We start from the raw sequence: 19,408 nt of genomic DNA, 5'->3' as shown, positions 1-19,408 counted from the left end.
GCGTTCGTGACCATGCTGGAGTACAAAGCCGCCCGGTACGGACGCACCCTCGTGAAGATCGGCCGGTTCGAACCGACCTCCCAGGTGTGCTCCGCATGTGGCGTCAAGGACGGCCCCAAACCGCTGAACGTCCGGGAGTGGACGTGCTCGGCGTGCGGGATGGTCCTGGACCGGGACGTCAACGCGGCGGTCAACGTCGCCAAGGCCGCTGGACTGGCGGCATCAGCCTGTGGAGCGCAGGTAAGACCGGCACCCGTGCCGGCACAGCGCAGCGAAACAGGAACCCGCCAGGAGCTGCCCACCGCGTCGCCGCAGTGGGAGCAGACTGGAATCCCGGGCCTTTAAGCCCGGGAGGATGTCAAGGGCGGAGCTGTTTTTTGGCGGGGAGCCACGGGCCGCGAGTGGGCTGGCCGTCAAGGGCGAGGCTCGGTTCCGGGGGCGTTGAGCCGATGAGGCGGAACCCCCGTTGCGTGGCAGTCCGCCGTAACGCGCGCGATCTCGTACATCGCCCGCGGGTGACGCGGATCCAGCGCCGACCCGGCCGGATCGAACACGCGTCCACGAAACGGGTCGTCACTCGATCGGCCTACGCGATTGCGGTCCGTGGCGTGCGACATCCTCCATTCGGCTGCACGCTGATGTTGAACCGATGTCCGAACAACTGGCTACGGATCATTGCTTTAGGGGAGGTGCCGTGATCGTCCTGATAGCTCTGCTCGTTCCGGTGGCCCTGCTCCTCATGATGTTCGCACTGGACATCCTGGAGGCCCTTCTGTTCCCTCCTCCCACGCCGACCCCGGATGAACCAGAACCAACCCCCGATGATGAACAGCCGATGCTCGGAACATCGCGTGACCGCTGACCGCTGACCGCTGACCGCTGGCCTGTGGCCTGTGGCCCCTGACCCGGCTGCTGACCATCAAGCCGAGAAGGGCGATGTCAGACCCCTGTGGCAGGGTGAGTTCCTGCCGATGATTCGTCCGGGACGGATCCCGTGGACCCCAGGGAGCAGCACGTGAAGAGCCCCGACACCGCGCCGCCCGGGAACCGTGCGGCGCGGCGGCCTTCGGACTTCACCACCATCACGACCTGGTGGCGGGGGCTCGGCGGCGACGGGTTCCTCGTGCTGGCGCCGCCGAAGCGGGACCGCTACACCCAGTCCGACGGACATGAGGACGCCGCCGAACTCCTCGCGGTGCGGGGGCTCACCGGCCCCGCCTCCTTCGCGTACTGGCACTGGCAGTCCCATGAGCGTGCCTTCGACCGCTCCGGCGCCCTGACGGGCGAACTGCTGTTGCACTGGGGCGGCCACCACGTCGCCGTCGCCGCCGGGCTCGGCGAAGGGCCGGCCGGCTTCCGGATAGTCGACGGCGGATCGCAGGGCGCCTTCCGGTTGGACCGGATCACCCACCGGGACGAGGCGGGCCTGCCGGACCCCGTGGACCCCGACGGCGTGCGCCAGTTCCTCCAAGCGCTCGATGAGCCGGTGGATCGCTCTTCACCCTCCTTCCGGTACCGATCGCTGTCCTCGGCCGAGGCCGAATGGCTCCACGATCGGCTGCGCGACCCTCTGGACCCCACGGCCGCGACCCGGTTCGCGGTATCGCTGGAGCGGCGGGACGAGCTCACACCCGACGAGGCGGAGCGGCTGCTGCGTGCCTGGCGGGTCGAGTACGAGGAGCGGCTCGCGGAGTGGGGCGCCTGGCGAGAACTGCTCCACGCCCTGCTGCGCCACGGCCACGAGGAGGCGTGGCAGACAGCCGCCGGCCTCGGGCCGCGTGCCTCCGATGTCCTGCGTCAGGTGCCGTCCGAGCGGGGTCTCGCCATGGTGCGGGCGTTCGCACTCGACGGCGACTGCGGTTCGGTCCGCGGCTGGCTGGCGTTGCACAGATCGCTGCACGAGCCCGACGCGATACGGGCCGCGGTCGCCCTCGCTGCGGAACTGACCGCGTCCAGTGCCCCGGAGACCTCCTGGCGCGGGCTGTACGACGCGCTGATCGGCGATGTCACGGCCGACTTGCGCCACGAGACGGGCGCGGACCACCAGGCCGGCCGTTCCTATGCCGCCCTCGCGGCGGTCCGCTTCGCCACCGACGAAAGGCTGCCGCACCCCCTGCGCGTCCTCGCGGCGCGCGTGGCCCGAGACCAGGTGGATCTCGTACGGGAGGAGGCACTCGGGTCCGGTCGTTCCGTGCTCGTGGGCATCGACACCGCCGAGGCCTTGGCCGCCGCGGACCGCTACGAGGCCGCCCGGGACGGGCTACTGTCGGGCACCGGACCCGATCTCGCCGCCTACGAGGGGACACTGGGCCGGGTCTGGCACCGGTACCGGACGCTCACCGAAGCCGACGTGCGCTGGCTGCGTGAGCGGGTGACCGACCCGGACACGGGTTTGCAGGGGCTCGGCTTCTGCCTCGAACTCCTCCTCGCCCATGGCCTGGCGACCGAGGCCGATGTCGAGGCACTGCTGCCGCGTCGGCTGAAGGACCTCACCAAGACGTACCGGACCACGTACACCGAATGGCGTCACCCGCTCGTCACTTCGACATGTCTCGCCCTGGACCTGGACCACCCGGCCGCGGGAAAGCTGGTCGCCTGGTGGAACGGAGCCCGGCCGGTCTGGAAGGACAAGCTGCGGCTGCTCACCCACCTCGGCGCGCCCGACGAGGCCAAGGCCGCCGAGCTGTGGGAGTTCGTCGTCTCGGGCGGCCATGATGTGGGCCAGTTGATGACCTGGGTCCTGGTCCGGGCCCGCCTCGACGGGGAGCACCCGCTGTTCGTGGCGGACCGGCTGCTCGGCACTCCAGGTATCCGCGAGCACGTCCTGCACCGGGTCCTGATCGGTGTGGCCGACCCCCAACAGCCGCTGTGGCACTACGCCGTCGACCCCCGCAGCCGGAGTTGGTGGCAGCGCGCCCTGGAGGTCGCCGAACACCCTGGCCTCTCCCCGGAGGCCCGCGCGATAGGCCTGCGGACAGCCCGCGAACACTTTCTGATCCGCCACCCGGACCAACTGAGCCCTACGCCGACCGAGGCCGAACGCGCGGAGGCCCTCGCCCGGATCGACCGTCACACGGACGGGTCGGTCTGACGGGTTTCGCCCGGTGTCGGTCCACGGCATCCCGTTTCAAGCGGCTGATCACTACGCACGAGCTGCATCTGTTCTTCTCGCCGACTCGCGAAGAGCTGAAGTGGGCGGCCGATGCCACGGACTGCGATGAGCGTCCGCTGGCCTTGTTGCTGATGCTGAAGTCGTACCGGCGTATGGGGTGTTTTCCGGCAGTGGGGCACGTCCCGGAGATGGTGGTGGACTTCGTACGGCGGGCGGTGGAGCTGCCGGAGGGCGCGCTGCCGGTGTAACGGGCGAAGAGGACGGTCCAGCATCACCGTGGCCTGGTCCGTAAGTGGGTCGGCGTGACGTACGACCAGGCCAGGGCCCGGGGAATCATCGAGCAGTCGATCCGGAGAGGAGGCCGCGGCGAAGAACCGCCCGACGGATCTGATCAACATCGCGCTGGAGACGGTGGTGGAGGCCGGGCTGGAGCTGCTGGGGCTCTCCACCTTCCACAAGATGGCCTCGAAGGTCCGCACCGAGGTGAAGGCCTCGATCCGCGCGGGCACCCACGACCGCATGAGCGCTGCTCAGCTGCCGGGGCTCATGAGGCTGCTGGAGGACGCGACAGCGACGGGACGGCGCTGTTCAACCGGCTGAAGAAGCCCACCAAGGGCCCGACCTGATCGCACTTCAAGAGCCTGACCAAGCGTCTGGAGTGGCTGGACGGTCTCGGCGACACCGATGTGTGGATGGTCGGAGTCGCCGCGGGGAAGATCACCAACTTTGCCGAGGAGGCGGAGGCGGCGGATGCCTCAGGCTCATCCCCGCCCCGCCAGCCACACTGCTGCGCGGCGTGTCGCTCGACGTGCCCGAGCACCTGGTCGAGGTCGAAGCCGTCGCAGTCATCGACTGAACAGGCCTTCCTTGTAACGAGGTCGAATGGGCCCGACTGCGACGTCGCCCGGGGCGCTTCGGCGGCCCGGGCGACGTGCGTGAGCCGGAGCGGGGAGGGGGCTCAGCTCGTCCGGAGCGAGGCGACAGACGGTGCGGTGAGGTGGCCGCCGTGGCCGACGTAGACGGTGGTCGGGGCGTGGCCGGCGATGACGCGCATGCTGTGCCCGGCGGCGTCCAGGTCGGTGGCGAACATGGGCTTGCGGGCGGTCCGGGCACGCATGATGCCGCCGGAGAGGGCGTCGCCGGCCACGATGCTGTGGTCGGGGAGCAGGACGCAGACGGAGCCGGGGGTGTGGCCGGGGGTCACGAAGGACCGTCCGATTCCCCCGTGGCGGGCCAGGTCCTCCTCGTCTCCGAGGATGATGTCGGGCTCGATGGCCGGGATTTCGGTCTTGGCCAGCATGACCTTCATCAGGCGCGGCACCAGACTGGTGGGGTGGAGGTCGACGCGGCCGCCGCGGCGGAGCTGGTCGGCGTCGTCGCGGTGGATGGCGATGGGCGCTCCGGTGGCCGCGCGCAGGTCGAGGGCGGAGCCGCTGTGGTCGGCGTGGTGGTGGGTGAGCACGATGAGGTTGACGTCGGTGGGGCGCAGGCCGGCGTCTGCGATCTGCTGGAGCATCGCGGGGGCTCGTCCGGCGACGCCGGTGTCCACGATCATGGCTCCGTTCTCGTCGGTGACGAGGAACGCGGACGAGGCGAGGTTCTTGACGGTGTAGACACTCATGACTTCTCCCGGGCAGGTGGGGTTGGCGGAGCAGGTGGGCAGGTGGGTCGTTTCGGTGCGCGGTGCGGTGTGCGACCGGGCCGGGGCGTGCTCCGGGTCATCCACCGGGGGCCGCGGAGCGTGCGGGCGGCGCGGTGAGGTGCAAGGCCGGCAGGCCGCGGCGGCGGATCATGGACTCGGCGATGACGATGTTGGGCAGCCAGCACAGGAAGGGCAGGGGGGCGTAGGCCTGCGTGAGGATCGCGGGGAACGGGTCCGGTCCGTGGGCGAAGGGCACCTGGGCGAGGATCAGCACGCCGAACCACAGTCGCAGGGTGACGGCCGCGTAGGTGAGTGCGAAGTTGCGGATCATCCAGGCCTGGTGGCTGGGGACGTCCCGTTCGCGGATGGCGCGGTAGCCGCGCCATGCGGTCCATCCCCACAGCACGGCCAGTGAGCCGAAGCCGAAGAAGCCCAGCAGGCCCACTGAGCTGAACATCGACATCACGAACGCTGAGACCGAGCCGAGCGCGACGCTGACCAGGTACGCGCGGCCGATGCCTCGGTGGACCCGTACGCGGCGAGTGCGCAGCCGCCGGCAGAACTGCCACGGTCCCAGGGCCAGTGCCAGCCCGGCCGTCACGATGTGGACGTAGAAGGCCGCGCGGATCACCGTCGCCTGGGAGGCGTAGCTGTCGGCGAGGCCGACGTGCCGGTCCGCGAGGGCATCGAGCGTGCCCTGTGCGTACTGGCCCGTGAAGTAGCCGGCGATCGCCAGCGAGGAGAGGGCCACCCAGGCCCAACTCCAACGCGAACGCCTCCGCCGGGGCGGGGCTTTGGCGGTTGCGGGAGGTGCGGTGGAAGTCATCCGAACTCCTCGGGTCCTCATGCCGCTCCGATGTGAACGGCTCTAACATAGCAGCCAATGTTAGAATCAGTAACATGCATTCGATGCAGTTCTCCGTGCCCGCCGACACCCTGGCGGCGGGCACGGCAATCAAGGAGGAGGAGCGGTGACGCGCGCGACCTACCACCACGGCGCACTGCGGCAGGCGCTGATCGACGGGGCCCGGGAGATCCTCACCGAGCGGGGGCACGAGCAGTTCAGTCTCAACGAGGTCGCCCGCCGGGCCGGCGTGAGCACCGCGGCGCCCTACCGCCACTTCAGCGGCAAGGACGAACTGCTCGCCGCCGTGTCCGACCAGGGGTACGCCACCTTGCGCGGAAGTCTGGAGAGGGCGGCGGCAGGCGCGGGCGATGCCCGTGAGCGGCTGTTGTGTCTGGCGGGGGCGTACGTGCGCTTCGCGCACGATCATCCCGACCTGTTCGTCACCATGTTCCGCAGTCGGCCGGACGGAGAGCCGGTCGGTCACGACTCCTTCGAGGTGCTCCTGAGCTCCGTCGTCGACGCCCAGGCGGCCGCGCTCGTCCCCGCCGGGCCGTCATCGGAGCTGATGGCCAGGTCCATCTGGGCCACCCTGCACGGCTTGGCGGTGCTCAGCCTGCGCCGGCCCCACCAGCGGTTCGGCATGGAGGAACCTCCCGAAGGCCTCGCGGCCTCCACCCTGTCGGCGATGTTCGGGCTGTAGCCGTGGAGCGGTTGGTCAGGCCTCGTCGAGCGCGCGGCGCCTGGGCGTGCCCGAGCTGCCGCCGAGGATGCTGTCGACGTGGGCCGCGAGTGAGGCCCGAAGGTCGTCGGGGGTCATCTTCTGGTGGTCGATCAGATGGGCGACGAGGTCGGCGCGGACGGCGGCGAGCAGCGCATGAGCGGTGAAGTCCGCGTTGTGGACACCGGGCACTTCGGCCAGTTCCGTGCGCAGGGTGTCGTGCCACCAGCCGTAGTGTTCGGCCTGGTAGGGGCTGCTGAGTCCGGCGTCCTCCGCGGCCGACATCAGGTTCCGGTTGTCGATCTTGAAGCTGAGCGAGGCGTCGAGAAGCTCCCGCACGCGCCGGTGCGGTGAGGATCCGGCCGCGTCCTGGGCTTCCCGTACGGCTTGTTGCAGGGGTTCGAGGCGGGATGCGATGACGGCGGCGATCAGGCCGGCGCGGTCGCCGAAGCGGCGGAAGAGGGTGCCCTTGCCCACGCCTGCGGCCGCCGCGATGTCGTCCATCGACACACTGTGGGGGCTGCTGCTGGCGGCGAAAAGGCCATCGGCGGCAGCCAGGACGGCCTCTCGGTTGCGCAGGGCGTCCGCGCGCTCCGGGCGCTGGGTCATGGATCCTCCGTGGTCTTCGGCCCGTCCGCGGCGTGGCGTCGGACCGGCTGGAGCGTGTCGTCGAGCCAGTCGAAGATACGCGCTGCGGCGAGGCGGATCGCGCCGGGATGACAGTGGGCGTCGGCTCCTTCTTCTTCAGTGAACGTCAGGAGCGTCTTGGGTGCGGTGAGTTGCCGGTACAGCTTGCGCGGATCGGATTCCCCGGTGGCGGAGTAGTAGAGGTCGTCGGCCGCCTCGCACACCAGCACAGGGCAGGTGATCTTCGCGGCGCTGCCGTCCTTGAAGCCGTAGCGGGCGTACTCGGCGAGGAACGCCCGGTCGGTCGGGGTCTTCGTGACGTAGCGACCGTGATCGAGGGCCCAGCGCAGGATCGGGCTCCGCACGCGGGCGTGGGCGAGCATGCGGTCCAGTTCCTCGTCCTGGTCGGCTGCCGCGCGCCGGACCGCTTCCTCGTGTGGCATCGGGAGGTGCGCGGTGAGAGCGGAGACGGCGTCGAAGACTCCGTCGAGGGCGACGACGGCGGCCAGACGGGGCTCGTAGGCGGCCGCCCGGGGCGCGAGGTATCCGCCGAGACTGACGCCGAGGAGCGCGATAAGGGCAGGATCTACGCCGGAGTCCCGGGTGAGGAAGTCCAGGACCGGCCCGACCACATTCTCCCAGTCCGGCCGGAAGGCCGGCCCGCCGAGGTGGATGGCCGCAGGCTGCCCGGGGCCGTCGAAGGCGAGGACGTGGTAGCCGCGTTCCTGTCCGGCGAGTGCGCCGAAGAAGTGCAGTTCCTCGGCGGCGCCGTCGAACCCGTTGTGCATGACCAGCGTCGGCCCCGGGCCTTCGCCGGCCGCCCGGTAGAAGTAGCCGCGCAGGACGGCGTCCTCGTACGGGATCTCGACGGGCGTGACACCGGGCAGGTGGGCGACGGCGTCGCGGAAGCAGGCGACGCCGCGTTCGTAGGCGTGGTCGATACGCGGGTCGTCGGGGTTTCCGTGGAGGAAGAACTCGGCGGCCCGGTAGTAGCTGGAGGCGCGCAGCAGTCCGTCGCGCGCGCTGACCGGGTGAGCCGCTCGCGCCTCGGTCTCCAGACGCCGGGCGGTGGACAGCCAGGCATCGTGCCAGCCGTCGTAGTCGCCGGACGTGATGCGGGAGGCGGTGGCGACGACCTCGCCGACGTCGGAGCCGCCGTACGCGGCGAGACCGAGATTGCGCAGCGTCTCGAACCAGAACGCCGGATCGTCCTGGAACATCAGCCGCTTCATCGGACTTCCCGCTCGACGAACGCGCGCAGAGTCCCCGCGGGGCGGCCGGTGACGCGCTGGACGGTGTCGGTGGTGCGGTTCTCCGCGCCGCCGGCGATGGCGCGGTCCATGCCGGCCAGCATGGTGGCGAACTCCAGCGGTATCTCGGCCGCCCACCGGTCGCGCAGCTCCTCGAACGTCAGGTGCCGGTGCTCGACTGGCCGGCCGGTGACCTCGGTGATGATCGCGGCGACATCGTCGTAGCTCAGCGCCTCGGGCCCGGTCAGGAGCAGGTCGGTGTCGGGGGCCTGCTCGTCGGTCAGGGCGCGCACGGCGACGGCGGCGATGTCACCGGCGTCGATGAACCCGACGCGGCCGTCTCCCGAGGCGGTCCGGATGGCGCCCTCCTCGCGGATGCCGCGCGCGTGGGGGGTGTGGCCGGCGAAGTTCTGCATGAACCAGGACGGGCGCAGCACCGCCCACTCCCGGAACAGGCCGGGCAGTTCCTCGTGGACCTGCCCGACCGCCGGGCCGCCCGCGGGGATCGCGGAGGAACTGAGCAGCACCGCGCGGCGCACGCCCCTCGCGCGGGCCTGTCGCAGGAAGGGCAGCATGACCGCGGCGGGGTCGGAGGATCCGATGGGCGGGACGAGGTAGACGCGATCGACACGGTCCAGGGCCGCGTCCCAGGTCGCGGGCTCGTTCCAGTCGAAGCGGACGGACTCCGCGCCGTCGACCGGGGTGGCCTTGCGGCTGGCGGCCTTGACGCGGTGGCCCTCGGCGGCCAGTTGGGCGGTGACGCGGCTGCCCGTGGTCCCGGTGGCCCCGATGACCAGGGTGGCGCTGGTGGTGGTCATCAGTTCGCTCCCACGAAGTCGGCGCCGGGCTGCTGGACGGCCAGGGGGTTCCAGTAGTCGCGGTAGGAAGTGATGAGCCCGTCCCTGACCGTGACCACGGCGATGTAGGTCATGTCGAAGGGGCTGTCGCTCTCCACCAGGCGTCCGACCCCGCGCATCTCCACCACAATCGTCTCCGGAGCCGTGGTCTCGTGGACCGTCACCTCGGGGAAGTCGTGCAGGTCGACGTGGTCGGGGTAGTGGCGCATGTACGCGCCGACCGCAGCCTTGCCCTCCAGCCGTACGGGCCAGCCCTCCGGCGCGAAGGGGAATTCCAGGACACCGTCCTCGTCCCACAAGTCCACCCAGCCCGCGATGTCCTTCTCCAGCAGGAGTTGCAGACCGTGGCGGTACAGCTCCGCGGCTGTCGTCGGCATTGTCATGATCAAACCTTCCATCCTGTTCGAAGACACAGTGTTCGCGGCCCGGTGGGTACGGCCATTCGCCACAGGGGCCGGCAGCAGACAGGCGTGATGCTCCCCATGGCAGGCCACCCGGCGGGGTGGCTCTCCCAATCGAAACGGACTGTCGGTCCGAATGGGAGTGACCATACGGACCGGCGGTCCGTTTTGCAACATCAGGCATGTGGCTGACGTCTGACAGCGGTCGCGTTTCATAGGTGGTCGTTCTGTCGGCGCCGCGCAGTCGCACAACTGCGCGCCGAGGGCCACGAGATCCGCGACGAGTACGGGGCCCGGCTGTCCCCGCTCAGGACGACGAGGACGGTGCAGGAATGAACCGCCCTGCCGAGGCTGGAAGGTCACTCGGCTGGCGGCTCCTGATCGCACCGGAGTGCGTGGAGTGCCAGGCGCCGGCCCCGAAAAGTCGGCGGTGGATCAACACGCACCCTGGACGGGGCTCCTCTGGGGTGTCAGCGGCGGGTCGAGGAGCGTCCGCTGCCGCCGCGCGAGGTCGGTCGGGATCCAAGCGCTTGACGCCAACGGTCGTACCGATCGTCTTCATGGGCCGCGCACGAATCCGTCAGCCAGGTGTACCGGGGGCCATCTCGTGTGTCCCGCAGTCCCCGGCGAAGTACTGGGCCATGGATGCCAGGGTGACCTCTACGCTGTCCGTCATGTAGCGGCGCAGGTCGTCCAGGTCGGCGCGGGTGGTGCCCAGGACCGGGTCGAGGCGCAGGAGTTTCCATGACTGCCGGACGATCGTGCCGCGGCCTTGGGAACGGAAGGTCCAGTCCCACTGCACGATGCCGTTCTCGGTGCCGCCGACGACGAATCCGAATGCGGCCGCGGGGTCGGCTCGTACGACTTGGGAGCGGGTGGTCCACTCCCGTCCGTCCTTGCGGTTGTGGCCGCTGAACCAGGCCCCGACCCGGGGTCCGGCGTCCCGGTCGTAGGCGGCGTCGGTCGCGTTGGGGCTCCAGCGGCTGATCGAGGACACATCGCCGACCAGGTGGTAGACGCGGGCGGGTGGGGCGTCGACCCAGGTGCGCCTGGTGAACGCGTAGGCGGTCGGGTCCAGGGAGTCGAAGGTTGCGAGGGGGTCGGGTCGGGGGCTGGTACTCACGAGGCTGCTCCTCGGTGGGTGGACTGATCGGTTGCATCCACTTCAGCGGCGGTGCGGCTCGGGAACCAGACCCGCTCGTGCCTATTCACAGCTGGGGCAGGCTGGGTGTCCGCGAGGCGTTGATACTCGGAGCCATGAACGGAAAATCGCAGCTCGGGGAGTTTCTGCGGACGCGGCGTTCCCAGCTGAGTCCCGAGGACGCCGCAGTGCCCACCTACAACGAGCGCCGTCGCGTGTCCGGACTCCGGCGCGAGGAGCTGGCGTTGTTGGCGGGCGTGAGCGCCTCCTATTACACGCGGCTGGAACAGGGCCAGTCGCAGAGCGCCTCGCCGCAGGTGCTGGACGCGATCGCCGGGGCGCTGCGGCTGGATGACTCCGAGCGGCGGCATCTGCACGACCTGGCACGCGCGGACCGGCACCGGCCGCGGGCCCGGCGGCCCGCGCCGGAGCGCGTGAGTGAGGCGGCACGGCAGTTGTTGGACGTCCTGTCGGACGTACCCGCGGTCGTTCTCGGCCTGCGCAGTGACGTGCTGGCGTGGAACCGGCTGGGACACGCCCTGTTCGCGGGGCATCTGGACCCCGGGGCCCCGGAGATCGCGGGGCAGCGTCCCAATATGGCCCGCCTGGTGTTCCTCGACGGTCATACCCGCGAGCTGTACGCGGACTGGCCGAGCAAGGCCAGGGCCGTGGTGGGAAACCTGCGGCTGGTGGCGGGCCGCCATCCGCAGGACGCGGCACTGCACGCGCTGGTGGGTGAACTGAGTTCAACGAGCGCGGAGTTCGCCACGATGTGGGCGGACCACCGGGTCAGGGCGTGCACCGTCGCCGCCTATGCGATGCGCCACCCGCTGGTCGGAGAGGTGAACGTCATCCAGCAGACCCTGAGCCACGGAGCGGGCCCCAGCGTCGTCGTGGCCACCACGGAGGCGGGCTCCCCTTCGCGTGCGGCGCTGGCCTTGCTGGGGCAGGCCACCGCGCAGGTCGGGCCGGGACAGGAAACCGCCCCAGCTGCCCGGACCGCTCCGCCGGCGTCCGTTCTGACCAACCCGGCCGGTCCCGCGCGACCGGGCCCCCGTACTGCCGCCGACTGATCCGCGTACTACTGGCACCAGGCGCTGTTTCTGGCCGCACCCGGCTCGCCCTTGCCCGGACGGCGGCCGGTGGAGGCCGCCCGTGGCCACGCGCCTTCTAGTCGGCCCGGCCCACAGCACACTTCCCCGCATGCGTCGGCGTGTGGCTGCCGCATGCCCGAAAACGACTGAAGGAACCATGACCGAGAAACTCTCCTCTCTCGCTGCGACGGTGGCCGCCCTGGCCGCTGTGGCAGGGGTCGCGCTCGGACCCTCCCAGGCATCCGCCGCCTCCCCGACGTTGAGCGACGCGCGGATCGCCGCGCACTTCGACCTGGCCAAGGGCCGGACACCGGAGAACATCGCCTTGGCCCCGGACGGCGACGCCTACGTCACCTTCGCGGTCGGCCGCCAGGTCGCCAGGATCTCCGCCCACGGCGGCACCCGGATCCTGGCCACCCTGCCGGCGCCGGCCGACGGCGGCATCCACACCCCGGTCCTGGGCTTCGCCCTGACCACCGGCATCGTCCGCGCCCATGACGGCACCCTCTACTTCCTGTATGCCACGGGAACCCCCGACCTGACCGGGTTGTGGCGCCTGCACCCGGGAGGCCGGCCGCAGCGAATCGCCGCACTTCCCGCAGGCGGCCTGCCCAACGGCCTGGCGCTGGACGCACGCACCCGCACCCTCTACATCTCCGACTCCGTCCTCGGCACCATCTGGCGCGTCCCCACCCGGGGCGGGACCCCCACCGCCTGGTCCACGGCGCCCGAACTGGCCTCCAGCGGCTTCCTCGGCGCCAACGGCCTGAAGATCCGCGACGGCGAGATCTGGGCCACCAACCTCGACAGGGGCACCGTTCTGCGCATCCCCGTCCTGCGGGACGGGCGGGCCGGCCGGGTCCGTACCGAGGCGAGCGGGCTCGCGGGGATCGACGACTTCGCCTTCACCGGCCGCGGCGACCAACTGCTCGCCACCCTCAACGGCTCCAGCCAGGTCGCGCTGGTACGGCCCGGCGGCAGCCACACGATCGTGCTGAGCGCGGCCGACGGCCTACAGAACCCCACGTCCATCGCCCTGCGCGGCGACACCGCCTACGTGCTGAGTGCCGCGTACGTCACTGCCAAGGACCCCAACCTGCTCCTCGCCCGTCTGAACAAGTAATAGGAGAAAGACCATGCAGGACGCACACGAGATCACCCTCGGCGCTGTCACCGTCACCCGCGTCGAGGAGATGCACGGTCCGATCATGCCCGCGGACCAGTTCTTCCCGGACCTTCCCGAGCAGGCGTGGAAGGAGCACCGAGCCATGCTGGTGCCCGACCACCACAGCCCCGATGACGCCATGGTCCACGTCGCCATGCAGACGTGGCTGCTGCGCAGCGGCGGGCAGACGATACTGATCGACACCGGCGTAGGCAACGACAAGGCCCGCCCTGCCGTGGGCGCGTGGGACCACCTGCACCTCGACTACCTCGGCAACCTCGCCCGCGCCGGCGTACGGCCCGAGGACGTCGACCTGGTGGTCAACACCCACCTCCACGTCGACCACGTCGGCTGGAACACCCGCCTGCTCGACGGCGCCTGGGTTCCCACGTTCCCCAACGCCACCTACCTGATGCCGAAGGCGGACTTCGAGTTCTTCAGCCCGGACAACAACCCCGGCATCGCCGGCGGAGTCAACGAGAACGTGTTCGAGGACAGCATCGCACCGGTGCACGCCGCCGGCCAGGTCAAGCTGTGGGAGGGATCCCACACGATCGACGCGCACCTACGCCTGGAGGCGGCACCCGGCCACACTCCCGGATCCGGCATCGTCAAGCTGGCCTCCGGAGACGACCGGGCCCTGTTCGCCGGTGATCTGCTGCACAGCCCGCTCCAGATCACCCACCCGGATCACAACAGCTGCTTCTGCCAGGACCCGGCCCAGTCCCGCACGACCCGCCGGGCCCTGCTGGGCTGGGCCGCCGACACGGGCGCCCTCGTACTGCCGGCTCATTTCAGCGGCCACAGCGCCCTAGAGGTCCAGGACACCGGCAAGGGCTTCGCCATCAAGGGCTGGGCACCGTTCACCCGGTACTGACACCGGATCTCGAACAGCCCTACGACAAGCCGCCGCCCCGGGCCCGCCGGGGCGGCGGCACCGCCGGGACATCCGGCGGCGAGGAGACACCCACGTGACACCAGCCGACTTCGTCGTCATCCCCACCACTCGCGGCCCGGTCCGAGGCCGTCGCCACGAACACGGCGCCGTCTTCCTCGACGTGCCCTACACCGCTCCGCCCGTCGGCCGCGAGCGTTTCACCGCACCGCGCCCGCACCCCGGGTGGACCGAGGTGCGGGACGCGACACGGCCTGGGCCGACCGCGCCCCAGCCCGTCCGGGATGCCTTCGGCACCCTCGACATGTCCCCCTACTTCGGCCCGGGCTGGCAGCGCGGCGAGGACTACCTCACCGTGAACATCTGGGCCCCGCGGACGGACGGCCCGGGGCGGCGGCCGGTCATGGTGTTCGTCCACGGCGGAGGCTTCGTCGCCGGATCCAACCGCGCACCGCTCCACGACGGCACCGCCTTCGCCCGCGACGGCGTGGTCCTGGTCACCGTCAACTACCGCCTGGGCATACCCGGCTTCCTGCACCTGCCCGACGCGCCGGACAACCGCGGCATGCTCGACGTCCTTGCGGCCCTGCGATGGATCCGCGACAACATCGACCGCTTCGGCGGCCACCCCGCCAACCTCACCCTCTTCGGCCAGTCCGCAGGAGCCGTCATCGTCGGCGGCATCCTCGCCGATCCCGCCGCATCCGGCCTGGTGCGGCGGGCCGTCATCCAGAGCGGCACCGGCACCGGAGCCCTCACACCCGACCAGGCCGACATCGTCACCCGCGAGATCGGACGCGAACTGGGCACCGAGCCCACGGCCACAGCCCTTGCCGACATCCCCGATGCCCGTCTCGTCGCCCTCCTGCCCCGCCTGGGCGGACTGGATCTGCGCACGCCCACCCGACACCACCCGCTGGGCGGCATAACGCCCTTCAGCCTGGTAGCCGAGGAACACCCCGCCACGGTGCTGGCCGCGCGGGGAAGCGGCACCGACCTGCTGATCGGCTCCAACCTCGACGAAGGCAGCCTCTACCTCGCCCCGCTCGGCATCCTGGCAGGCAGCACCGAGGTCGACCTCCGTACCACCGCGGCGCAATTCCAGTCCGGTCCGGGCTCCACCGCCCAGGACGCCGTACGCGACTACCGGGCACGCCACCCGAACGCCACCACCGCGGAACTGCGCACCATCATCCTCGGCGACGGGCTCTTCACCACCGGCACCCGGCAGATGGCCGCCGCACACGTCCGCGCCGCCGGGCGCACCTACCGCTATGAGTTCGCCTGGCGCTCCGACGCGCTGGACGGACAACTCGGCGCGAGCCACGTGATGGAACTGCCCTTCGTCTTCGACCGCCTCTCACTGCCCTCGCTCCACGGCCCACAAGCCCTCCTCGGCACCACCCCGCCCCCCGACGCCCTGGCCCGCCACATCCACCGGTCATGGATCCGCTTCGCCGAAACCGGCACCCCCGGCTGGCCCGAACACCAGCCGGCAAAAGAACATGTCGAGCACCTCGGAGCCGACTGAGACCCGCAACCTGTTGGTGGAGCGGCACCGGCCGGAGAGCCCGACCGGCGAAGCCGGGGCACCCAGCCCAAGAGGCCTGTCTGCCGCTGGCCGAAGCCTGGGCGCATGGACCCGCGGCTGCGGACGACATCCCGCCATTACGGCCCGAGCGCGGCCGCATCCAAATGCCCGAACTCACGCGTCCCTCGAGGAGATGGACCTCACCCCAAGTACTCAAGGGCTCAAGCGCTCAATGAGTTCCGGGAGTTGCCGGGCGCGCGGCCGTGCCAACTGCTGGATCGGCCGCGCGCCGCCAGGAGCAACATCTCAGGCCCGGTTCCGCTTTCCGAGGAAGACCATTCCGTCGCCGTAGGGACTCCCGGTCACGAGGGCGCCGTTGACGGTTCCGATGAGCTCCGCCCGCGACTGCTGCGGCAAGTGGGCGAGCTGCTTGCCGCTCCTGGCGTCCAGGGCCGTGAGGTCGAGCGTTCCCTCACTCTCGCTGCCGGTGAGCAAGTAGACGGTTCTGCCGTCGCTGAAGCCACGGCGTCCGTCCTCGATCACGGTGCCGGCCATTTCCCAGCGTTTGTCGCCGGTCTGGTCGTAGGCGGCTACGCCGCTTTCGGAGGAGACCACGACGATGTTGTCGTCCTCGGCCCGGACCTCGCCACGGACCTTGGCGACTTGTCTGCCGGTGGCACCGTCGAGGAACAACACGGTCCCGTCACCGTCGCGTCCGGCACGGGAGACCACGACGTGACTACGCACGCTGTACACGGTGGTGCCGTACGCCTTGCCCAAGGCCACCGTCCACCAGACGGTTCCTTTACGGGGATCGATGCGCATGAGGCGTCCGGCGTCCGTGTACGTGTCCAACTGCTCATAGCGGAAGGCGTAGTTGCCGCCGGAATCGCCGGAGCCGAAGTCGTCGGGGGTTTGTACGTAGCCGTCTCGTGACCACCGAAGCCTGCCCGACTTCAGGTCCAGAGCGGTCGTCCAGCCGTACGAGAAGGGACTTGAGACCAGTACGGCGTCTGCTCTCGGGCGAAACCTGATGTTTCCGCTCTGGCTGACCGCATCGGTGATCCTGGTGGCCCAGACAGGTTTTCCGGTTCGCCCGTCGAGGCGTGCCACGAAGTCGCCCACGACACTCCGGTCGTTTCCGTGGGGTGTCAGGTTCTCCCAGCTGACGATGAAGTCGTCGCCGACGGGCCAGGCCTGCTCGGCGTACGTGGACCGTGCGGGCGACCGCCACCGCTCAGCGCCGGTGGCCGGATCGTAGGCGACGAGTGCCGACTTGTCGTCCGGCAGCGTCAGTACGACACCGGCGCCGACCGCGATCGGCTTGCTGGTGAGGTCACGCGGCCGGGAGGCGAGCGTCCGCGGGCCGAACGGGCCCGGTTCGACTGCCGGGACGGCCCGCGCGGAAGGAACGTGAGCGGGGCCGGAGCCGCAGGCAGTGAGTGCGGGAACGCCGATGGCTGCCAGCAGGAAGCCGATGGCCAGGCGGGTACGGAGGGATGGGGACATGGCGGATTCCTGAGGTGCGAAGGCCTGACCGCGGGGGGATGTGCGCTGGACCCGGGCGGCGATACGAACGGCATGGACAGTGGCGAGGCGAGTCCGCCCGTCGTGTGATCGCCGATGAGTCGATTCCGAGGGATCTACTCGAGTAACCAGCCGGGCTGTGCGATCTTCTTATCAGTTTCTTAAGCGACCTGTCACCCCGCGCTGACCAGGTGATACAACCGGTGTCGCCCACCCCGGTTGACGGCGTTCGCAGGGGTGGACGACGTCCTGGTCCCCCGCGGCAGCCGTCGTACGAACGGCAGCGTGCTCGGTGAGGGCGTACGGGCGGGTGGGTTCGTTCGAACCACTCACGCCCGAGCGCCACCGGACCGGCCGCGAAGTCGCTGCACCGGTCATCACGTCAGAGCTCAACCTCGGCTTGTGCTTTGTCTTTTGCCCAGGTTGCGGTGCGTCGGGCGAGGTTCCAGACGCCATCCGAACGGTCGACGACCGCTCGAAGTTCGCGCGCGCTTCGTGGCGACACGGCCTGCATCACGGTGTCGAGGAGGGACCGGGCTTCGATGGGGTCGCCGCAGCAGTACCAGTCCACGTCGCCGCACTCGTAGTCAAGCCACAGTTGGCGCTCGGGACGGTGGACGTAGTTCTTCCACAGACGCACCGCGGCGCCGACGTCTCCTGGCTGAAGATAGTTGCGGGTGAGTTCGAGACGGAGGATCTCGGACAGCGCACGCGAGGACAATCCGTCGATGTCCGGTGATCCTGCTGTCCGCCGGCGGGGAGAGCCGACTCGGAGGCGTCCTGGCCGTCTACGCGGCATGGACCTTTCGGTGCGTCGTCCTGCTCGTAGTCATGCCCTACATCGTGCCACGATCTCGAACGTTGTCGAACGGGTTGTTTCGCCTTCCAATCTCCCGGTGGCCCTGTCGGTTCAGGGCGACCAGACATACGGGGTCGTCGTGGTGACCGCGTGCAGGCCGAGGCGGGCAAGGATCGGGGCACTGTCGGCTGACGCGTCGACGTACACGTAGGGGATGCCTCGGGCAGCGGCGAGCTGGGCCCGGTGGGCGACCATGGCCCGGTAGATGCCTTGACCGCGCCACGCCTCCAGTGTCGAGCCGCCCCAGAGGCCACCGAAGTCGGCGCCCTCCTTGAACACCAGCCAGGCGGCGCAGACGACCTCGGCGCGAGCCTCCGCGACGAGGACGACGGTGTTCTCCGGGGAGTTCTCGATCCGGGCAGTCAGGTCGTCGGCGAGCCAGCTCCAGTCCTCGCCCCAGACGCTGCTCTCCATGGCGGCGACACGCTGGAGATCTGACCTGGCGGTGACACGGCGGAGGGTCACACCGTCGGGCAGGACGGGGGCGGCGGCAAGATCCGCGGACCGCCCGATGAGCACCGTCTCGCTGTCCTCGGCGACGAAGCCGGCCGCCGTGAGCCGGTCGGTGAGGTCGGCGGGGAGATCGTGGGCGCGAGTCTTCCATTCGACCGCCTCGCCACGGGCCGCGTAGAAATCACGTTGCCGCGCCACGAGCAGGTCGAGTTCCGCCCCGTACACACCGAGGTCGCGTGGGCCCGTGACGAAGCCACGGTGCCAGCCGACGACACGGGTCAACGGGCCGTCCTGCTCGATGCGTGCGCCGCCGCCGGGCGGGGTGACACCACGGAGTTGGGCGTCATACGCGGTACGGAGTTCGCTGATCAATATGTCCTTCACGCGAACACCGTACGGGCCCGGCCGAGGACGCCGGCAGCCCCGGCACCGCCGGTCGGGATCACGATCGACCGCTGGAGCTGGAGCTGGAGCTGGAGCTGGAGTGCTGAGCGGTGATGCCAACCGCGCGGGCCAATATGTGGGCGGTGCGCGACCCTGCCTCGACGGCGTGGTCGGCGGTGCTGGGCAGGCAGCGGCCGTGCTCCGGGACGAACTCGGTCATGATGACGCCCGCGTGATCCGTGGCGACCTCGTGGAGCGACACCGGCCGGCCCTGGTCCTCGAGAGCCTTACGCAACTCGCGTGAACGCTCGACATCCACCACCGGATCGGCAGTGCCGTGCACCAGCCACACCGGCACAGGTGGCAGCAGGCCGCCGCCCAGGCGGACGTCGTCGATCGGGACGGTGCCGGTGGTCGGTGCCGCCGATCCGTACGCGCCGGCGATTCCCACGACGGCTTGCGGCCTCCAGTTGCCGAACGCGGTGGGATTCAGGGCGACAGCCACCGCGGCCTTGCCGCCCAACGACCAGCCGGCGAGCGCGATCCGCTCGGGATCTCCGCCGAAGTCGGCCAGGTTCTGCCGTGCGAAGACGACCGACTCCCTCAGGTGCGTCAGCCCGCCGTCCGGAGCGTCGGGACGCCAGTCCGGCACCAGGACGACGACGCCCAGCTCCGCCGCCGCACGGGCGACCGGCGCGAGGACGTCCCGTTCGTCGGGGCCCCGGCCGTGCCAGAGCAGCACCACGGGTAAAGGCTTGGACGCGCCCGCGGGCTGGTAGACGTCCATGAGCTTGCAACTGGCCCCGTACGTGAGCCCCGTCCTGACGACAACCTCTGTGGACACTGCGACCCCCCGACTCGTAACGCACCACGAACCTGGTCACGCTACCAATGAGTGGTGGCCC

Annotated in this window: 21 protein-coding genes and 1 pseudogene; 11 read left to right on the top strand and 11 right to left on the bottom strand. The window is 70.2% G+C overall.

Annotation, left to right across the window (positions count from 1 at the left end):
* From ABZV42_RS34040 to ABZV42_RS34015, 6 genes and pseudogenes are all read left to right on the top strand, one after another.
* Window positions 1–345, top strand: a 345-nt coding sequence (locus ABZV42_RS34040; protein ID WP_356055294.1) for a zinc ribbon domain-containing protein, incomplete at its 5' end; no start/stop codon positions are given.
* A gap of 349 nt (window positions 346–694) precedes the next feature.
* Window positions 695–862, top strand: coding sequence for a hypothetical protein (locus ABZV42_RS34035; RefSeq protein WP_356055292.1), 168 nt, complete (start codon window positions 695–697; stop codon window positions 860–862).
* 153 nt (window positions 863–1,015) lie between these two features.
* On the top strand, window positions 1,016–3,091 hold the full coding sequence (locus ABZV42_RS34030) for a hypothetical protein (RefSeq protein WP_356055290.1): 2,076 nt from the start codon (window positions 1,016–1,018) through the stop codon (window positions 3,089–3,091).
* Window positions 3,088–3,360 carry a DUF4158 domain-containing protein gene (locus tag ABZV42_RS34025; protein WP_356055298.1) on the top strand — a complete coding sequence of 91 codons (273 nt, stop codon included), beginning with the start codon at window positions 3,088–3,090 and terminating at the stop codon, window positions 3,358–3,360. The genes ABZV42_RS34030 and ABZV42_RS34025 overlap by 4 nt, the downstream gene beginning before the upstream one ends.
* A gap of 166 nt (window positions 3,361–3,526) precedes the next feature.
* Window positions 3,527–3,712 (top strand): hypothetical protein, encoded by a 186-nt coding sequence (locus ABZV42_RS34020; protein ID WP_356055288.1) that lies wholly within the window; start codon window positions 3,527–3,529, stop codon window positions 3,710–3,712.
* Window positions 3,713–3,872: 160 nt separating this feature from the next.
* Window positions 3,873–3,968: pseudogene (locus ABZV42_RS34015) on the top strand (RidA family protein); the annotation flags it as partial.
* Between the two features lie 102 nt (window positions 3,969–4,070).
* Here the strand turns inward: ABZV42_RS34015 and ABZV42_RS34010 are convergent.
* Window positions 4,071–4,733 (bottom strand): MBL fold metallo-hydrolase, encoded by a 663-nt coding sequence (locus ABZV42_RS34010; RefSeq protein ID WP_355984222.1) that lies wholly within the window; start codon window positions 4,731–4,733, stop codon window positions 4,071–4,073.
* Between the two features lie 97 nt (window positions 4,734–4,830).
* Window positions 4,831–5,580 carry a DUF2306 domain-containing protein gene (locus tag ABZV42_RS34005; RefSeq protein WP_356055286.1) on the bottom strand — a complete coding sequence of 250 codons (750 nt, stop codon included), beginning with the start codon at window positions 5,578–5,580 and terminating at the stop codon, window positions 4,831–4,833.
* Window positions 5,581–5,725: 145 nt separating this feature from the next.
* Between ABZV42_RS34005 and ABZV42_RS34000 the strand changes: the two genes are divergently transcribed.
* The gene (locus ABZV42_RS34000) at window positions 5,726–6,301 is read left to right on the top strand and encodes a TetR/AcrR family transcriptional regulator (protein WP_356055284.1); all 576 of its coding nucleotides are present in this window, start codon (window positions 5,726–5,728) and stop codon (window positions 6,299–6,301) included.
* Between the two features lie 15 nt (window positions 6,302–6,316).
* On the opposite strand, the gene ABZV42_RS33995 is transcribed toward ABZV42_RS34000, so the two are convergent.
* From ABZV42_RS33995 to ABZV42_RS33975, 5 genes are all read right to left on the bottom strand, one after another.
* Window positions 6,317–6,928 (bottom strand): TetR/AcrR family transcriptional regulator, encoded by a 612-nt coding sequence (locus ABZV42_RS33995; protein WP_356055281.1) that lies wholly within the window; start codon window positions 6,926–6,928, stop codon window positions 6,317–6,319.
* Window positions 6,925–8,178 (bottom strand): alpha/beta hydrolase, encoded by a 1,254-nt coding sequence (locus ABZV42_RS33990; RefSeq protein WP_356055279.1) that lies wholly within the window; start codon window positions 8,176–8,178, stop codon window positions 6,925–6,927. Before ABZV42_RS33990 ends, ABZV42_RS33995 begins: the two co-directional genes overlap by 4 nt.
* On the bottom strand, window positions 8,175–9,014 hold the full coding sequence (locus tag ABZV42_RS33985; protein ID WP_355984217.1) for an NAD(P)H-binding protein: 840 nt from the start codon (window positions 9,012–9,014) through the stop codon (window positions 8,175–8,177). Before ABZV42_RS33985 ends, ABZV42_RS33990 begins: the two co-directional genes overlap by 4 nt.
* A complete protein-coding gene (locus ABZV42_RS33980) occupies window positions 9,014–9,436 on the bottom strand; it encodes a nuclear transport factor 2 family protein (RefSeq protein WP_355984216.1) in 423 nt (140 codons plus the stop codon). Before ABZV42_RS33980 ends, ABZV42_RS33985 begins: the two co-directional genes overlap by 1 nt.
* Window positions 9,437–10,034: 598 nt before the next feature.
* Window positions 10,035–10,577 (bottom strand): SRPBCC family protein, encoded by a 543-nt coding sequence (locus tag ABZV42_RS33975; protein ID WP_356055277.1) that lies wholly within the window; start codon window positions 10,575–10,577, stop codon window positions 10,035–10,037.
* Between the two features lie 134 nt (window positions 10,578–10,711).
* Here ABZV42_RS33975 and ABZV42_RS33970 point away from each other — a divergent pair, with 134 nt between their 5' ends.
* The 4 genes from ABZV42_RS33970 (at window position 10,712) to ABZV42_RS33955 (ending at window position 15,280) form a co-directional block, all read left to right on the top strand.
* Window positions 10,712–11,668: a helix-turn-helix transcriptional regulator gene (locus ABZV42_RS33970; protein ID WP_356055275.1), complete on the top strand. Its 957-nt coding sequence runs from the start codon at window positions 10,712–10,714 to the stop codon at window positions 11,666–11,668.
* A gap of 178 nt (window positions 11,669–11,846) precedes the next feature.
* A complete protein-coding gene (locus tag ABZV42_RS33965) occupies window positions 11,847–12,812 on the top strand; it encodes a hypothetical protein (RefSeq protein WP_356055273.1) in 966 nt (321 codons plus the stop codon).
* A gap of 13 nt (window positions 12,813–12,825) precedes the next feature.
* Complete coding sequence (locus ABZV42_RS33960) at window positions 12,826–13,731, top strand: MBL fold metallo-hydrolase (RefSeq protein ID WP_355984212.1); 906 nt, start codon at window positions 12,826–12,828, stop codon at window positions 13,729–13,731.
* Window positions 13,732–13,825: 94 nt separating this feature from the next.
* Window positions 13,826–15,280 carry a carboxylesterase family protein gene (locus tag ABZV42_RS33955; RefSeq protein WP_356055271.1) on the top strand — a complete coding sequence of 485 codons (1,455 nt, stop codon included), beginning with the start codon at window positions 13,826–13,828 and terminating at the stop codon, window positions 15,278–15,280.
* Window positions 15,281–15,586: 306 nt separating this feature from the next.
* Here the strand turns inward: ABZV42_RS33955 and ABZV42_RS33950 are convergent, their stop codons facing one another.
* The 4 genes from ABZV42_RS33950 to ABZV42_RS33935 all read right to left on the bottom strand — a co-directional run bounded on the left by ABZV42_RS33950 (window position 15,587) and on the right by ABZV42_RS33935 (window position 19,347).
* Entirely contained in the window at window positions 15,587–16,789 is a 1,203-nt protein-coding gene (locus ABZV42_RS33950; protein WP_356055269.1) for a PQQ-binding-like beta-propeller repeat protein, read from the bottom strand.
* Between the two features lie 400 nt (window positions 16,790–17,189).
* Window positions 17,190–17,528 (bottom strand): hypothetical protein, encoded by a 339-nt coding sequence (locus ABZV42_RS33945; protein WP_356055267.1) that lies wholly within the window; start codon window positions 17,526–17,528, stop codon window positions 17,190–17,192.
* A gap of 189 nt (window positions 17,529–17,717) precedes the next feature.
* Window positions 17,718–18,503 carry a GNAT family N-acetyltransferase gene (locus ABZV42_RS33940; protein ID WP_356055265.1) on the bottom strand — a complete coding sequence of 262 codons (786 nt, stop codon included), beginning with the start codon at window positions 18,501–18,503 and terminating at the stop codon, window positions 17,718–17,720.
* A 58-nt stretch (window positions 18,504–18,561) separates the two neighbouring features.
* A complete protein-coding gene (locus ABZV42_RS33935; protein ID WP_356055263.1) occupies window positions 18,562–19,347 on the bottom strand; it encodes an alpha/beta hydrolase in 786 nt (261 codons plus the stop codon).
* Window positions 19,348–19,408: the final 61 nt, after the last annotated feature.

The organism is Streptomyces sp. NPDC005281, from assembly GCF_040607495.1.
GTDB lineage: Bacteria > Actinomycetota > Actinomycetes > Streptomycetales > Streptomycetaceae > Streptomyces.
This window is presented reverse-complemented; position numbering and strand designations above follow the sequence as displayed.

Excerpts from the sequence above, each read along its gene's own strand:
- ABZV42_RS33965 (WP_356055273.1), top strand. The coding sequence starts at position 11,847 with ATGACCGAGAAACTCTCCTCTCTCGCTGCGACGGTGGCCGCCCTGGCC.
- ABZV42_RS33950 (WP_356055269.1), bottom strand. The coding sequence starts at position 16,789 with ATGTCCCCATCCCTCCGTACCCGCCTGGCCATCGGCTTCCTGCTGGCA.
- ABZV42_RS33970 (WP_356055275.1), top strand. The coding sequence starts at position 10,712 with ATGAACGGAAAATCGCAGCTCGGGGAGTTTCTGCGGACGCGGCGTTCC.
- ABZV42_RS33980 (WP_355984216.1), bottom strand. The coding sequence starts at position 9,436 with ATGACAATGCCGACGACAGCCGCGGAGCTGTACCGCCACGGTCTGCAA.
- ABZV42_RS34010 (WP_355984222.1), bottom strand. The coding sequence starts at position 4,733 with ATGAGTGTCTACACCGTCAAGAACCTCGCCTCGTCCGCGTTCCTCGTC.
- ABZV42_RS33985 (WP_355984217.1), bottom strand. The coding sequence starts at position 9,014 with ATGACCACCACCAGCGCCACCCTGGTCATCGGGGCCACCGGGACCACG.
- ABZV42_RS33995 (WP_356055281.1), bottom strand. The coding sequence starts at position 6,928 with ATGACCCAGCGCCCGGAGCGCGCGGACGCCCTGCGCAACCGAGAGGCC.
- ABZV42_RS33990 (WP_356055279.1), bottom strand. The coding sequence starts at position 8,178 with ATGAAGCGGCTGATGTTCCAGGACGATCCGGCGTTCTGGTTCGAGACG.
- ABZV42_RS33960 (WP_355984212.1), top strand. The coding sequence starts at position 12,826 with ATGCAGGACGCACACGAGATCACCCTCGGCGCTGTCACCGTCACCCGC.
- ABZV42_RS34005 (WP_356055286.1), bottom strand. The coding sequence starts at position 5,580 with ATGACTTCCACCGCACCTCCCGCAACCGCCAAAGCCCCGCCCCGGCGG.